The sequence below is a fragment of the Streptomyces sp. NBC_01261 genome (genome assembly GCF_036226385.1).
Classification (GTDB): domain Bacteria; phylum Actinomycetota; class Actinomycetes; order Streptomycetales; family Streptomycetaceae; genus Streptomyces.
Window position 1 is genome coordinate 2,365,460 of sequence record NZ_CP108463.1, and the last position, 15,659, is coordinate 2,381,118.

At 68.5% G+C, this 15,659-nt stretch carries 12 protein-coding genes; 5 read left to right on the top strand and 7 right to left on the bottom strand.

Annotated features, from left to right (window positions below):
* Positions 1-163 precede the first annotated feature (163 nt).
* The 3 genes from OG226_RS10345 to sucC all read right to left on the bottom strand — a co-directional run bounded on the left by OG226_RS10345 (position 164) and on the right by sucC (position 3,946).
* Positions 164-1,741 carry an aldehyde dehydrogenase family protein gene (locus OG226_RS10345; protein WP_328686278.1) on the bottom strand — a complete coding sequence of 526 codons (1,578 nt, stop codon included), beginning with the start codon at positions 1,739-1,741 and terminating at the stop codon, positions 164-166.
* A gap of 181 nt (positions 1,742-1,922) precedes the next feature.
* On the bottom strand, positions 1,923-2,804 hold the full coding sequence (gene sucD, locus OG226_RS10350) for a succinate--CoA ligase subunit alpha (RefSeq protein WP_328676568.1): 882 nt from the start codon (positions 2,802-2,804) through the stop codon (positions 1,923-1,925).
* Between the two features lie 11 nt (positions 2,805-2,815).
* The gene (gene sucC, locus OG226_RS10355) at positions 2,816-3,946 is read right to left on the bottom strand and encodes an ADP-forming succinate--CoA ligase subunit beta (protein WP_328676569.1); all 1,131 of its coding nucleotides are present in this window, start codon (positions 3,944-3,946) and stop codon (positions 2,816-2,818) included.
* A 144-nt stretch (positions 3,947-4,090) separates the two neighbouring features.
* Between sucC and OG226_RS10360 the strand changes: the two genes are divergently transcribed.
* The 5 genes from OG226_RS10360 (at position 4,091) to OG226_RS10380 (ending at position 12,088) form a co-directional block, all read left to right on the top strand.
* On the top strand, positions 4,091-5,788 hold the full coding sequence (locus OG226_RS10360) for a thiamine pyrophosphate-binding protein (protein ID WP_329348681.1): 1,698 nt from the start codon (positions 4,091-4,093) through the stop codon (positions 5,786-5,788).
* 11 nt (positions 5,789-5,799) lie between these two features.
* Entirely contained in the window at positions 5,800-7,032 is a 1,233-nt protein-coding gene (gene frc / locus OG226_RS10365) for a formyl-CoA transferase (RefSeq protein WP_328676571.1), read from the top strand.
* A gap of 4 nt (positions 7,033-7,036) precedes the next feature.
* Positions 7,037-9,181, top strand: coding sequence for an acetate--CoA ligase family protein (locus tag OG226_RS10370; protein WP_328676572.1), 2,145 nt, complete (start codon positions 7,037-7,039; stop codon positions 9,179-9,181).
* 119 nt (positions 9,182-9,300) lie between these two features.
* Positions 9,301-10,689, top strand: a complete 1,389-nt coding sequence (locus OG226_RS10375; protein ID WP_329348682.1) for an OFA family MFS transporter — start codon at positions 9,301-9,303, stop codon at positions 10,687-10,689.
* A 1-nt stretch (position 10,690) separates the two neighbouring features.
* Positions 10,691-12,088, top strand: a complete 1,398-nt coding sequence (locus tag OG226_RS10380) for an OFA family MFS transporter (protein ID WP_329348683.1) — start codon at positions 10,691-10,693, stop codon at positions 12,086-12,088.
* 113 nt (positions 12,089-12,201) lie between these two features.
* On the opposite strand, the gene OG226_RS10385 is transcribed toward OG226_RS10380, so the two are convergent.
* The 4 genes from OG226_RS10385 to OG226_RS10400 form a co-directional block, all read right to left on the bottom strand.
* The gene (locus OG226_RS10385; protein ID WP_327400113.1) at positions 12,202-12,879 is read right to left on the bottom strand and encodes a GntR family transcriptional regulator; all 678 of its coding nucleotides are present in this window, start codon (positions 12,877-12,879) and stop codon (positions 12,202-12,204) included.
* Positions 12,880-13,060: 181 nt separating this feature from the next.
* On the bottom strand, positions 13,061-13,999 hold the full coding sequence (locus OG226_RS10390; protein WP_328676579.1) for a beta-ketoacyl-ACP synthase III: 939 nt from the start codon (positions 13,997-13,999) through the stop codon (positions 13,061-13,063).
* A gap of 149 nt (positions 14,000-14,148) precedes the next feature.
* Positions 14,149-14,283: an MFS transporter small subunit gene (locus tag OG226_RS10395; protein WP_019065011.1), complete on the bottom strand. Its 135-nt coding sequence runs from the start codon at positions 14,281-14,283 to the stop codon at positions 14,149-14,151.
* Positions 14,252-15,589 (bottom strand): OFA family MFS transporter, encoded by a 1,338-nt coding sequence (locus tag OG226_RS10400; RefSeq protein WP_329348684.1) that lies wholly within the window; start codon positions 15,587-15,589, stop codon positions 14,252-14,254. Before OG226_RS10400 ends, OG226_RS10395 begins: the two co-directional genes overlap by 32 nt.
* Between the last annotated feature and the right edge of the window lie 70 nt (positions 15,590-15,659).

Here is a 15,659-nt window from a genome sequence, read left to right on the forward strand (position 1 = left end):
CCACTTCGAGTGCCACCGCTACCGTCCGGGACGCGGCCCCGGTGAGATCACGCCGGCCGACCCGGTGATCGCCGGGCGGCACTCGACGGACGCGAGCACCACCCGGCCGCCGATCACGGCGTGAGCCCTACGCGCCGATCACGGCGTGAGCCGGACCCGCCGGTCACGGCATGAGCTGGTACTCCGGGAAGTTGCCGGGCAACCGCTCCCCCACCGGTCCATATGTCACGGCGCGGATGAGGAGTTCGCCGCCGACGAAGGCGCCGCGCCAGGACGCGCCGAACCCGCCGAACAGTTCGTCGCGGTCGCCGCGGGAGCGTGGTGTGCCGTGGCCGACCTTGAACGCGCGGATCTGCGGGGCGAGTCGGTCGTAGGTCGCCCGGTCGTCGGTGGACAGGGTGGCGACCAGCGCGCCGTTGGACGCGTTCATCGCGGCCAGCAGTTCCGCCTCCGTGTCGACGAGGACGATGGTGTCGACCGGGCCGAACGGTTCCGCGTGGTGCAGCGGGGACGACGGGGGCGGGTTGAGAAGCGTGACGGGTCGAACGTACGCCGAAGTGTCCTGCCCGGGAAGGAAGTTGGCCTCGGACAGCTTGCCGCGGTGCAGGGGTACGGCGCCGCGGTCGATCGCCTCGGCCACCTGGTCGTGGAGCTCCTTGGCCTTGGCCGCGTTGATCACGGGGCCGAAGTCCAGTTCCGGGTAAGGGTCTTGGGCGTGCCGGACCGCAAGAGGGTGGCCGACACGGAGAGTTCGGACCGCGGGGAGGTAGGCCGTGAGGAACTCGTCGAACAACTCACGCTGGACCACGAAGCGCGGGTATGCCGTGCAGCGCTGTTTGCCGTAGTCGAAGAGCTTGGGGATGACCGCGGTGAGCGTGTCCCAGTCGGTGTGGTTCCAGATGCCCCAGGTGTTGAGTCCTTCCTGTTCGAGGATGTGCCGCTTGCCCAGGTCGGCTACGGCCGTGGCCACCGCGGCTCCGGTGTCGCGGCCCCCGACGAACGAGACGCAGCCGATCTCGGGTGCGCGGACCAGCGCCTCCGACAGCTCGCCTCCGCTGCCGCTGACGAGGGTGACCGGTATCCCCTCGCGCGCGGCCAGCGCCGCGGCCAGGGTGAGGCAGGCGACGCCGCCGTCGGTCGGGGTCTTGGCGATGACCGCGTTCCCTGCCAACGCCTGTACCAGCATGGCGTGGACGAGCACGCTCATCGGGTAGTTCCAGCTCGCGATGTTGGACACCGGGCCGTCCAGCGGGATGCGGCCGGCCAGCATCGGCTCGATGCCGTCGACGTACCAGCGCACGCCGTCGATGGACCGGTCCACATCCGCCTGCGCGAGCCGCCACGGTTTGCCGATCTCCCAGACCAGCAGCAGCGCGAGGAGTTCGCGGTGCTCGGTCAGGGCGTCCAGCGTGGCGGCGACGCGGGCGCGCCGTTCGTCGAGCGGGACGTGGCGCCAGGCGCGGTGCTGGTCGAGGGAGGCGCGTACGGCCTGGTGGGCGGTGGACCGGTCCAGACGGGGCGGGCCGGCGATCGGGCTGCCGTCGACGGGGCTGGTCGCGGGCAGGGCCCGGCCGTCCCGCTGCCAGGCCGCGTTCCAGAGGTTGAGGACTCGGTCGTCCTGGAACGCCTCGGGCGCGACGGCGAGGCAACGCCGCCAGGCGTCACTCCAGGACGTGCCCGCCTTGAGGGTCGGAGGGTGAAGGGCGGGCGTGGGGGTGGGTGTCGGGGTGGAACCGGGCATGAGGGTTGATGCCATGCTTCTGCTCCGCTCTCGGTGCACAGTCGGGGCGGGGTGAGGCAGGAACGGTCCTACGTACGAACTGTCGTACAGATGAAGCTAGTTGCGCTCGAAGGAGCGCAACAGTCACGCCACATCAACTATGAGTGACGTCACGTACCGCTCGTGGGAGGGCCGGCGCCACTCACGGCAGATTCAACCGGTCCAACACCAGCCGTGCGGTCTCCGTCGGCGTGCTTCCGACCTTCACTCCGACGGCTTCCAGCGCCGCCTTCTTCGCCGCCGCCGTACCGGAGGAGCCCGACACGATGGCGCCCGCGTGGCCCATGGTCTTGCCCTCGGGTGCGGTGAAGCCCGCGATGTAGCCGACGACCGGCTTGGAGACGTGGTCGCGGATGTACGCCGCCGCTCGCTCCTCCGCGTCGCCGCCGATCTCCCCGATGAGGACGACGAGTTCGGTGTCGGGGTCGTCCTGGAACGCGGCGAGGCAGTCGATGTGGGTCGTGCCGACAACAGGGTCTCCGCCGATGCCGACGCAGGTCGAGAAGCCGATGTCCCGTAGTTCGTACATGAGTTGATAGGTGAGCGTGCCCGACTTGGACACCAGACCGATGCGGCCCGGCTTCGTGATGTCGGCGGGGATGATGCCCGCGTTGGCCTGGCCGGGGGTGATCAGGCCGGGACAGTTGGGGCCGATGATCCGGGTGCCCTTCGACGTGGCGTACGCCGTGAAGGCGACCGAGTCGTGGACGGGGATGCCCTCGGTGATGACGACGGCGAGGCCGATGCCGGCGTCGGCGGCCTCGATCACGGCCGCCTTCGCGAAGGCGGGCGGCACGAACACGACGCTGACATCGGCTCCCGTCGACCGCATACCGTCGGCCACCGACCCGAAGACCGGCACGGCCCGGTCGTCGAAGTCGACGGTACGGCCCGCCTTGCGGGGGTTGACGCCGCCGACGATGTTCGTGCCGGCCGCGAGCATCCGGCGGGTGTGCTTCATGCCCTCGCCGCCGGTCATGCCCTGGACGAGGACCTTGCTCTCCTTGGTGAGGTAGATCGCCATGTCCCGGCTCCTTAGCGTGCGTTGGCGAGGTCGGCGGCGCGGCGGGCGGCGCCGTCCATGGTGGTGGCCTGCTGGACCAGCGGATGCGCGTGCCCGGCGAGGACGGCTCGGCCCTGAGCCGCGTTGTTGCCGTCCAGTCGGACGACCAGCGGCTTGGTCAACTGCACGGATTCCAGGGCTCGTACGATGCCGTCGGCCACCGCGTCGCAGGCGGTGATGCCGCCGAAGACGTTGACGAACACCGACTTCACGGCCGGGTCGGAGAGGACGACGGACAGCCCGTCGGCCATGATCTGGGCGGATGCCCCGCCGCCGATGTCGAGGAAGTTGGCGGGACGGGCGCCGCAGCCTGCGACCACGTCGAGCGTCGACATGACCAGGCCCGCGCCGTTGCCGATGATGCCGACCTCGCCGTCGAGCTTGACGTAGTTGAGCCCCTTCGCGGCGGCGGCCGCCTCCAGCGGATCGTCGCGTGCCGCCCCCTCGGCACCCCAACGCGCCTGCCGGAAGCGGGCGTTGTCGTCGAGGGTGACCTTGCCGTCGAGGGCGAGGATCTGCCCCTGCTTCGTCCGGACGAGCGGGTTCACCTCGACGAGGACGGCGTCCTCGCGGACCACCACCTCCCACAGGCGCACGAGGACGTCGACGGTCTGCGGCGGCAGGCCGGCCGCTTCGGCGATCGCGCCCGCCTTGGCCGAGGTGACGCCCTCGGCGGGGTCGATGTGTATACGGGCGACCGCCTCCGGTCGGCTGGTGGCGATCTCCTCGATCTCCATGCCACCCTCCGCGGAGGCGATCGCGAGGAAGCGGCCCGCCGCGCGGTCGAGGACGTACGAGACGTAGAACTCGTCCTCGATGTCGACCGGTTGGGCCAGCATCACCTTGCCGACCGTGTGGCCCTTGATGTCCATGCCGAGGATCTGGCGTGCGGTCAGCTCTGCGGCGGCCGGGTCGGCGGCGAGCTTCACCCCACCCGCCTTGCCCCGCCCACCGGTCTTGACCTGCGCCTTCACCACGACACGTCCGCCCAGCCTGCGGGCGATCTCCCGTGCCTCCTTGGACGAGGCGGTGACCTCGGCCCGGGGCACCAAGATGCCGTGTTCCTCGAAGAGTCCCCTTGCCTGGTGCTCGTACAGATCCATCCGAGCTCCTCACCTAAAAGTGCCGCACGCCCCCTGGACACCACCCACCGGATGCGGGATAACAAGTTTCATACAGTATTCGTCGACTGTATGCAATGTACCGCGAGAGCGTTCCAACCCCCTACGAAGGGACAGGACTTCGCCATGCCCGACGACACCCAGGACGTGATTTCCGGTGGTCATCTCGTCGCCAAAGCCCTGAAGGCCGAGGGGGTCGACCGCATCTACACCCTCTGCGGCGGCCACATCATCGACATCTACGACGGCTGCGTCGACGAGGGCATAGAAGTCGTCGACGTACGCCACGAACAAGTGGCAGCCCACGCGGCGGACGGCTACGCACGCATCACCGGCAGGCCGGGGTGCGCGGTGGTCACCGCGGGTCCCGGTACGACCGACGCCGTGACCGGTGTCGCCAACGCCTTCCGCGCCGAGTCGCCGATGCTGCTGATCGGCGGTCAAGGGGCCCTGACCCAGCACAAGATGGGGTCCCTGCAGGACCTGCCGCACGTCGACATGATGACGCCGATCACCAAGTTCGCGGCGACCGTGCCGGACACGGCACGCGCCGCCGACATGGTGTCGATGGCGTTCCGCGAGTGCTACCACGGAGCGCCCGGCCCCTCCTTCCTGGAGATCCCGCGTGACGTCCTCGACGCGAGGGTGCCGGTGAGCAAGGCCCGGGTGCCCAAGCCCGGCGCCTACCGCGCCTCGACCCGCACGGCCGGCGACCCCGAGGCGATCGAGAAGCTCGCCGACCTGCTGGTCCACGCCGAGAAGCCGGCGATCCTGTTGGGCAGCCAGGTGTGGACAACTCGCGGCACCGAGGCGGCCATTGACCTCGTCCGCACCCTCAACATCCCCGCGTACATGAACGGCGCGGGGCGCGGCACCCTCCCGCCCGGCGACCCGCACCACTTCCAACTGTCGCGCCGGTACGCCTTCTCCAACGCCGACGTCATCGTCGTCGTGGGCACTCCCTTCGACTTCCGCATGGGTTACGGCAAACGCCTCTCCCCCGACGCGACCGTCGTGCAGATCGACCTCGACTACCGCACCGTCGGCAAGAACCGCGACCTCGACCTCGGCATCGTCGGCGACGCGGGGCTCGTCCTGAAGTCGGTCGCGGAAGCCGCCTCGGGGCATGCTTTTCATGGATACAGCAACGGCGGTGCGTCCCGGCGCAAGGAGTGGCTCGACGAGCTGCGCGCCGCCGAACAGGCCGCGATCGAGAAGCGGTTGCCGAGTCTGAGGTCGGACGCCTCACCGATCCACCCGTACCGCCTGGTCAGCGAGATCAACGACTTCCTCACCGAGGACTCCATCTACATCGGCGACGGCGGCGACATCGTCACCTTCTCCGGCCAGGTCGTGCAGCCCAAGTCGCCCGGCCACTGGATGGATCCGGGCCCCCTGGGCACCCTCGGCGTCGGCATCCCCTTCGTCCTCGCAGCCAAGCAGGCACGGCCCGACAAGGAGGTCGTCGCGCTGTTCGGCGACGGCGCATTCTCCCTCACCGGCTGGGACTTCGAGACCCTCGTCCGCTACGACCTGCCCTTCGTCGGCATCGTCGGCAACAACTCCTCGATGAACCAGATCCGTTACGGCCAGGCAGCCAAGTACGGCCTGGAGCGCGAGCGGGTCGGCAACACCCTCGGGGACGTCCACTACGACAAGTTCGCCCAGATGCTGGGCGGTTACGGCGAGGAGGTCCGCGACCCCGCCGACATCGGCCCCGCGCTCCGGCGCGCCCGTGAGTCGGGCAAGCCGTCGCTGATCAACGTCTGGGTCGACCCGGACGCGTACGCCCCCGGAACCATGAACCAGACGATGTACAAGTGAGGTGAACGGCCATGACCGCAAGGGCACTTGAGGGCATCCGCGTCCTCGACATGACGCACGTACAATCCGGCCCCTCCGCGACCCAACTGCTCGCCTGGCTCGGCGCCGACGTCGTCAAGCTGGAGGCGCCGACCGGTGACATCACGCGCAAGCAGTTGCGCGACCTCCCGGACGTCGACTCGCTCTACTTCACGATGCTCAACTGCAACAAGCGGAGCATCACCCTCAACACCAAGACCGAGCGCGGCAAGGAGATCCTCACCGAGCTGATCCGGCGCTCCGACGTCATGGTCGAGAACTTCGGGCCGGGCGCGGTCGACCGTATGGGGTTCACCTGGGATCGCATACAGGAGATCAATCCCCGCATCGTGTACGCGTCCATCAAGGGGTTCGGGGACGGCCCGTACACCAACTTCAAGGCGTACGAGGTCGTCGCGCAGGCGATGGGCGGGTCGATGTCGACCACCGGCTTCGAGGACGGGCCGCCGCTGGCCACGGGCGCTCAGATCGGTGACTCCGGCACAGGAGTGCATACAGTAGCCGGGATACTGGCTGCACTCTTCCAGCGGGAGAGCACCGGTCGCGGTCAGCGGGTCAACGTGGCCATGCAGCACGCCGTGCTGAACCTGTGCCGGGTGAAGCTGCGCGACCAGCAGCGCCTGGCGCACGGGCCGCTCGCCGAGTACCCGAACGACGACTTCGGCGACGAGGTGCCCCGCTCGGGCAACGCGTCCGGCGGCGGTCAGCCCGGCTGGGCGGTCAAGTGCGCACCGGGCGGCCCGAACGACTACGTGTACGTCATCGTGCAGCCGGTCGGCTGGAAGCCGCTCACCGAGCTGATCGGCCGGCCCGAGCTGGCCGGGGACCCCGAGTGGGCCACGCCCGAGGCCCGGTTGCCGCAGCTCTCCAAGATGTTCCAGCTGATCGAGGAGTGGTCGTCCACGCTGCCCAAGTGGGAGGTGCTGGAGCGGCTCAACGCGCACAACATCCCGTGCGGGCCGATCCTGTCGACCAGGGAGATCATCGAGGACGAGTCGCTGGTCGCCAACGAGATGGTCGTGACGGTCCCGCACCCCGAGCGCGGCGAGTTCGTCACGGTGGGCAGCCCGCTCAAACTCTCCGACTCCCCCGTGGACGTGACCAGTTCACCGCTGCTCGGTGAGCACAACGAAGAGGTCTACATCGGCGAACTCGGCCTCGGCGAAGAAGAGTTGGGCCTGCTCAAGTCGAACGGGGTGATCTGACGTGATGGCAGAGGACCGGGTCCTGAGGGTGCGCGCGCTCCTCGACTCCGTGCGGGCCGAGGGACGGTTCGCGCTGACCGCGCCCGAGGGCAAGGTGATCGCCGACGCGTACGGGATCGCCGTACCGGGCGAGGAGTTGGCGACGGACGTCGACGAGGCCGTGGCGTTCGCGGCGCGGTTCGGCGGGCCCGTGGTGATGAAGATCGTCTCGCCCGACATCCTGCACAAGACCGACGCCGGCGGAGTGATCGTCGGGGTCGAGGGCGCGGCGGACGTACGGGCCGCGTTCCACAGAATCGTCGACAACGCGCGGGCGTACGACGCCGATGCTCGCGTCGAGGGCGTCCAGGTACAGGAGTTGCTGCCCCAGGGGCAGGAGGTCATCGTCGGCGCGGTGACCGACCCGACGTTCGGGAAGGTGGTCGCGTTCGGGCTCGGCGGGGTGCTCGTCGAGGTGCTGAAGGACGTGACGTTCCGGCTCGCGCCCGTGACCCCGGACGAGGCGCTGTCCATGCTGGACTCGATCCGCGCGGCGGAGATCCTGCGTGGGGTGCGCGGCGCACCGGCCGTCGACCGGTGGGCGATCGCCGAGCAGATCCGCCGGGTGTCCCAACTGGTCGCGGACTTCCCGGAGATCGCCGAGGTGGATCTCAACCCGGTGATCGCGACGGCGGAGGGCGCGGTCGCGGCGGACATCCGCGTCATCCTCGCCGAGTCGCAGCCGGTAGCCCGTCGACGGTATACACGCGACGAGATCCTGACGACCATGCGCCGCCTCATGGAGCCGAACTCCGTCGCCGTGATCGGCGCCTCCAACGAGCAGGGCAAGATCGGCAATTCGGTGATGCGCAACCTCGTCGACGGCGGCTTCGCCGGGGAGATCCATCCGGTGAACCCCAAGGCCGATGACATTCTGGGCCGCAAGGCGTACAAGAGTGTCACGGACGTTCCCGGTGAGGTGGATGTGGCCGTCTTCGCCATTCCCGCCAAGTTCGTGGCAGCGGCACTGGAGGAGGTGGGACGCAAGAACATCCCCAACGCCGTTCTCATCCCCTCCGGGTTCGCGGAGACCGGTGAGGTCCGACTCCAGGAAGAGATAGTCGAGATCGCCGAGCGTTACGGCGTCCGTCTCCTCGGACCCAACATCTACGGCTACTACTCCACCTGGCACGACCTGTGCGCCACGTTCTGCACGCCGTACGACGTGAAGGGCGGGGTGGCGCTGACCTCGCAGTCCGGTGGGATCGGGATGGCCATCCTGGGGTTCGCGCGGACCACGAAGACGGGGGTGTCGGCGATCGTCGGGCTCGGCAACAAGTCGGACCTGGACGAGGACGACCTGCTGACCTGGTTCGGCGAGGACCCGAACACCAGGTGCATCGCGATGCACCTGGAGGACCTCAAGGACGGCCGCGCGTTCGTCGAGGCGGCCCGAAAGACCGTACCCCGTAAGCCGGTCGTGGTCCTCAAGGCGGGTCGTACGGCGGCGGGCGCGAAGGCCGCCGGCTCGCACACGGGCGCACTGGCCGGCGACGACGCGGTGTACAGCGACATCCTCAAGCAGGCCGGTGTCATCCGTGCCCCCGGGCTCAACGACATGCTGGAGTACGCGCGCGGCCTGCCCGTGCTGCCAACTCCCCAGGGAGACAACGTCGTCATCATCACCGGCGCCGGTGGCAGTGGCGTCCTGCTCTCCGACGCGGTGACCGACAACGGCCTCTCCCTGATGGAGATTCCGGCCGATCTGGACGCGTCCTTCCGGGAGTTCATCCCGCCCTTCGGGGCCGCGGGCAACCCGGTCGACATCACCGGGGGCGAGCCGCCGTCGACGTACGAGGCGACGATCCGGCTCGGCCTGGAGGACCCGCGCGTCCACGCGCTGGTCCTCGGCTACTGGCACACCATCGTCACTCCCCCGATGGTCTTCGCGGAACTCACCGCCCGCGTGGTCGCCGAGTTCAAGGAACGCGGCATCGAGAAGCCGGTGGTGGCCTCGCTCGCGGGTGACGTGGAGGTCGAGGAGGCCTGCCAGTACCTGTACGAGCGCGGTGTCGTGGCGTACCCGTACACGACGGAGAAGCCGGTGGCCGTGCTCGGCGCGAAGTACCAATGGGCGCGCGCGGCAGGGCTGTTGGGCGGTGGTTCATGACATGAGCTAACGCGGGGCCGGCCGACAGTGCGGTCGGCCGGCCCCGGGGACCCGTGCGCACGCGAAAGGCATTGGACAGGGGGCGCTGGCCAGACTTTCGACGCAAGGGGCACTGAGCGATGGCAACAACGGACTTTCCGACGTCCGTCTCCTACAGGGAGGTGACGGACCGTCACGGCCGCGTGTACCGCATCGGTGAATCCGATGTCGACATCATGGGCCGGAGGCGCAGGTGGATGGTCGTCCTGCCCTGGGTGGGCATGATGGGCATCAGTTCCGCCGAGTACGCGTTCACGTCGGCGGAGGACACGCTCCACGACGCGCATCTGTGGAGCAGCGGACACATCTTCTGGCTGATGGGCGTCTGGGTGTTCTTCCAGGCGGCCGTGGCCTTCCCGGCCGGGCGGTTGCGCGAGAGCGGCCAACTCCCTGCCCGTACGGCCATGTTGATCGGTGCGCTCGGCACACTGCTGGGCTATCTGGCACTCGCCTTCGCACCGAACGTGCTCGTCGCCTACTTCGGCTTCGGCATGTGCAGCGGTATCGGCGCCGGTCTTGTGTACGCGACCTGCGTGAACATGGTCGGCAAGTGGTATCCGGAGCGCAAGGGCGGCAAGACGGGCTTCGTCAACGGTGGATTCGCCTACGGGTCCGTGCCGTTCGTGTTCCTCTTCACCTCCGTGCTCAGTCTCGGCAACTACAAGGTGCTGCTGAGCCTGGTCGGCGTAGGCCTGTGTCTGGTGGTGGCGTCGGCGGGCTGGTTCTTCCGCGATCCACCGAAGAACTGGTGGCCCGCGCACGTCGATCCGCTGAAGGCGGCCCAAGACCCCAGGATCCGGCGGGCGTTGGAGAAGAACCCGCCGGCGATCAAGCAGTACACACCCAAGGAGGCCGCCCGTACCCCCGTGCTCTGGATGATGTGGTTCTGCCTGCTGTGCACGGCCGGCATCAACATCTTCGGCATCGCCTTCCAGGTGCCGTTCGGCAAGGACATGGGCTTCGCGGGCGGGATCGTGGCCACGGCGATGTCCCTCAAGGCGATCGTGAACGGCACCGGGCGCGGTGTCATCGGCTGGATCTCCGACCGCTACGGCCGCCGCCACACGCTGATCATCGTGTGTCTGGTGCTCGGCACGGCCCAGTTCGGCGTGCTGGTCTCGGGCCAGATGGGCAGCATGCCGTTCTTCCTGTTCTGTTCCATGGTCTCGGGTTTCGGCGGCGGGGCGATCTTCCCGCTGTTCGCGGCCATGACGGCCGACTACTTCGGTGAGAACAACAACGCCAGCAACTACGGGATGGTCTACAGCTCGAAGCTGATCTCGGGGCTCGTCGGCTCCGGTCTGGGCGCGGTCGTCGTGGGTGAGTGGGACTACCACGGCGCGTTCGTCCTGGCCGGTTCGGTGGGCCTGGCCTCCGCGGTGCTGGCGCTCTTCCTCAAGGCTCCGGGCAGGCCCGACGCCCGGCGCATCGTGCCCAATCCGCACCCGCTCGGCGAGGAGATGGCGTGACATGACCGCAGATCCCATCACCACGAACGAATCCGGCGCCGCGAACCGTCCCTACCGTGAAGTGACCGACGCCCACGGCCGCGTCTACCGCGTCGGCGAGACCGACCGGGACATCCTCGGCCACTCGCGCAAGATCATGATCTATCTGCCGTGGATCGCCATGATGGCGATCAGTGTCTTCGAGTACGCGTACGGCTCCGCGGAGGACACGTTGTCCAGCGCGCACGGCTGGACGCAGAGCAACACCTTCTGGATCCTGAGCATTTGGGTCTTCTTCCAGGCCGGCATCGCCTTCCCGGCGGGCTGGATGCGGGAGAAGGGCATCCTGTCGGCACGCAAGGCGATGTACATCGGTTCGGTGCTGTGCGTCATCGGTTTCCTCGCCCTGTCGCACCTGGACAACGTGTGGCTGGCGATCATCGGTTTCGGCGTGATCGGCGGCATTGGCGCCGGGCTGGTCTACGCGACCTGCATCAACATGGTCGGCAAGTGGTTCCCCGAACGGCGGGGCGCCCGCACCGGGTTCGTCAACGGCGGCTTCGCCTACGGTTCGCTGCCGTTCATCTTCATCTTCAACTACGCCTTCGACACCGGGAACTACCACCGGGTCCTGGATCTGATCGGCTGTTACATCCTGATCGTGGTGTTCGGGTGCGCGTTCTTCTTCAAGGACCCGCCGAAGAACTGGTGGCCCGCCGACATCGACCCGCTGACCTACGGCGGCAACGACAAGAGCGCGACGAGCCTGGCCAAGAACCCGCCCGCCGTAAAGCAGTTCACACCGAAGGAGGCCATCCGCACGGGCATGCTCCCGCTGATGTGGCTGTCCATCGTGCTGACCGCCGGGGTGTCGATCTTCGGGATCTCGTTCCAGGTCGACTTCGCGAAGGACGTCGGTTTCGGGCCCCTGGTGGCGGCCTCCTCGATGGGCATCATGGCCGTCATCAACGGCATCGGCCGCGCCGTCGTCGGCTGGCTGTCCGACCTGTGGGGCCGCAAACTCACCCTGGTCTTCGTCATCCTGGTCCTGGGCCTCGCCCAGTTCGGCGTGATCTGGGCCGGCCATCTGCGCAGCGAGTGGCTGTTCCTGTTCTTCGCCTTCCTCTCCGGTTTCGGCGGCGGCGCCTTCTACCCGATGTTCGCCGCCCTGACCCCGGACTACTTCGGCGAGAACTTCAACGCCACCAACTACGGCCTGGTGTACAGCGGAAAGCTGGTCAGCGGCCTCTTCGGCGGCGGCCTCGGCTCGATGGTGGTGGCGGCCTGGGGCTACGACGGCGCGTACGCACTGGCCGGTGGAATCTCGATGGTGGCGGCGGCGATCGCGTTGCTGCTGCGCCAACCGGGGCGCGGTGACAGGGAGTTGACCCAGGTTCCTCAACCACAGCCCGCGACCTGACAGTTCGTACGACACGGTCGCGGACCTGGACCTGGACCTGCCTGATGGCCCTCCCCAGGGACGGGAGGGCCATCACCTTCATGTCTGTCGGTACGTCAGGAGCCTTGTGCCGCTCAGGACTTGGCGCGCTCGTGGTACGACCGCCGGGTGTGCTCGGTGTGTTCGCGCATCAGCAGGCCGGCGCGCAGCTCGTCGCGGGCGGTGATGGCGTCGATCAGGGTGCGGTGCTCGATCCAGGACGTCAGGCCGCGCTGACGGGCCACCGGCGTGTAGTACCAGCGGACCCGGCGGTCGACCTGTGCGGCGAGTTCGGCGAGGACGGCGTTGCCGGCCAGCTCCATGACCTTCGCGTGGAAGCGGGCGTTCATGGCGACGGCGGCGTCCACGTCGTCGGCGTCGACGGCGCGCTCGCCCTCCGCGCACAGCTCCTCCAGGACGGCGATTCCGGTACTGCCCGCGTTGACGGCGGCGAGGCGGGCGGCCTCGGCCTCCAACAGCGTGCGTACGGTGAGGAGTTGGTCGGCCTCCTCCTCCGTCGGCTCGTGCACGAACGCGCCCTGGGCGGGCCGTAGATCGACCCAGCCCTCGGTGTTGAGCCGCTGCAACGCCTCGCGCACCGGCTGCCGGGACACCCCGAGGTGCCCGGCGAGTTCGCTCTCGACGAGATGCTGGCCGGGCCGCAGGGCGCGCGTGGTGATGAGTTCGAGCAGCGCCTCGTAGACGCGGTCGCGCAGCGGGCCCGGACGTTCGAGTTTGGGCACCGCCCCCTGCGGCAGTCCTTGCGACAACATCGCGGTCCCCCTCCTGGGCAACATCGGCATTTTGCAGACAGTAGCCAGCAGACAGTGGTCGTACGCGGCCGTACGACCCAGTATCAATTGTCTATCGTCTACAGTCTACGGCGCACAGTGGCCAGAGGGTGCGGGAGTCGGCCTCGTCACATCCGGGGGCGCGTCGGGGCGGGGGCGCAGGTCACGGGCACCGGACGACCTGGCCGGCGTACGACAGGTTCCCGCCGAAGCCGAACAGCAGGACGGGGTCGCCGGTGCGGATCGCACCCTGTTCGACGAGTTTCGAGAACGCGAGCGGGATGCTGGCGGCCGAGGTGTTGCCCGATTGGACGACATCGCGGGCGACGACCGCGTTGACCGCGCCGATCTTCTCCGCGAGGGGCTCGATGATGCGCAGGTTCGCCTGGTGGAGGACCACGCCGGCGAGGTCGGCCGGGGTCAGGCCCGCCTTCTCGCAGGCCTTGCGGGCGATGGGCGGGAGCTGGGTGGTGGCCCAGCGGTAGACGCTCTGGCCCTCCTGCGCGAACCGCGGGGGTGTGCCCTCGATCCGTACCGCGTGCCCCATCTCGGGCACGGAACCCCACAGCACCGGTCCGATGCCGGGTTCGTCGGAGGCCTCGACGACGGCGGCCCCCGCTCCGTCGCCGACGAGGACACAGGTCGTACGGTCGGTCCAGTCGGTGACCTCGGACATCTTGTCGGCGCCGATGACCAGGGCCCGGGTGGCCGCTCCCGCGCGGACGGTGTGGTCGGCGGTGGCCAGGGCGTGGGTGAAGCCGGCGCACACGACGTTGATGTCCATGGCGGCGGGCGACGGGATGCCGAGGCGGGCGGCGACGCGGGCGGCCATGTTCGGGGAGCGGTCGATGGCCGTGGAAGTGGCGACCAGGACCAGGTCGATGTCGCCGGGCGTCAGGCCCGCGGCGGCGAGGGCCTTGGCGGCGGCGTGCGCGGCCAGCTCGTCCACGGGTTCGTCGGGCCCGGCGATGTGGCGGGTCTTGATGCCGACCCGAGAGGTGATCCACTCGTGACTCGTGTCGACCATGCCCGCCAGGTCCTCGTTGGTGAGTACCTTGGCGGGCTGGTAGTGGCCGACGGCGGCGATCCGCGTGCCGTTCATGGGTGGTCCCCCTCGTTGCCTTGGGTAGCGGGATCCACCAGTCTTGCCAGTGACTCGCGGGTACGACGGCAGGTGATGCCACAGGAAACAACCGTCCGGGTTGTCGGCTTCTGTCATCCATCCTGTGATTGACGGTGTCGCCCGAACATTCAGCCGGTGAACAGCTGCTTCGCCTTGAGGACGAGTTCGTACAGGCCGTACACAAGGGGCGCGCCCACCCAGAGCCAGGCGAAGGCGATGAGCGGCCGTCGGTCAGGCGGACTCTGACTGCTGTCGTTCGACATCGGCGGCCTCCCTCTGGGCGGGAATGTGGTGGCGGGCGTCGACGGGCCGGACGAGTTCGTTGGCGACGAAGCCGATGACGAGCAGCCCGATCATGATGACGAAGGACGTGTCGTAGAGGGACGCGCCGTGTTTGCCGGCGGCCTTCTGGTGGTCGGCGATCCAGTTCACGATCAGCGGTCCGAGGACACCGGCCAGGGACCAGGCGGTGAGCAGTCGGCCGTGGATCGCGCCGACCTGGTAGGTCCCGAAGAGGTCCTTGAGGTAAGCGGGTACGGTCGCGAAGCCGCCGCCGTAGAAGGAGAGGATCACCAGCGCGCACAGGATGAACAGCGGTTTCGAGGAGTCGCCGAACAGCGCGATGAGCGCGTACATGACCGCGCCGACGCCTAGGTAGACGCGGTAGATGTTCTTGCGGCCGATCAGGTCGGAGGTCGAGGACCAGCCGATACGGCCCGCCATGTTGGCCGCGGAGAGCAGCGCGACGAAACCGGCGGCGGCCGACACCGTGACGGGGGTGGAGGTGTCCGCGAAGAAGTCCGTGATCATCGGGGCGGCCTTCTCCAGGATGCCGATGCCCGCGGTCACGTTCATGCACAGGACGACCCACAGGCACCAGAACTGCGGGGTGCGTACGGCGCTGTTGGCAGAGACCTGCACGCCGGAGGGGGCGCTGGGCGCCTTCGCTGTGTCCTTGTGGTTCTCGGTCCGCGGGACCCGCACGAGCAGTACGCCGAGTGTCATGAAGACCGCGTACGAAAGGCCGAGTACAAGGAACGACTGGGCGATGCCGGTGTTGTCGGAGCCGAACGACTTCAGCATCTGGGCCGACCACGGGGAGGCGATGAGCGCGCCGCCGCCGAAGCCCATGATGGCGATGCCGGTGGCCATGCCGGGCCGGTCCGGGAACCACTTGATCAGGGTCGAGACCGGTGAGATGTAGCCGATGCCGAGGCCGATCCCGCCGACGAAGCCGTAGCCGAGGACGATCAGCCAGAACTGCTTCGTCTCCGCACCCAGCGCGGAGATCAGGAAGCCGGAGGAGAAGCAGATCAGGGCGACGGTCATCGCCCAGCGCGGCCCGTTGCGTTCGACGAGGGTGCCGCCGAACGCGGCCGACAGGCCGAGCATGACGATCGCGAGCTGGAAGGGCAGCGCGCTCTGTGTGCCGCTGAGGTTCAGTGAGGATTCGAGCGGCGGCTTGAAGACGCTCCAGGCGTAGGCCTGGCCGATGGAGAGGTGTACGGACAGGGCGGCGGGCGGAACCAGCCAGCGGCTCCACCCCGGGGGTGCGACTGGGGGACTCATGATCCCGGACGGTAGGGAGCGGCAAGGGAGTTGAGAAGGCGGCGCGTCGACCGTATGCGATGAGCGGTAT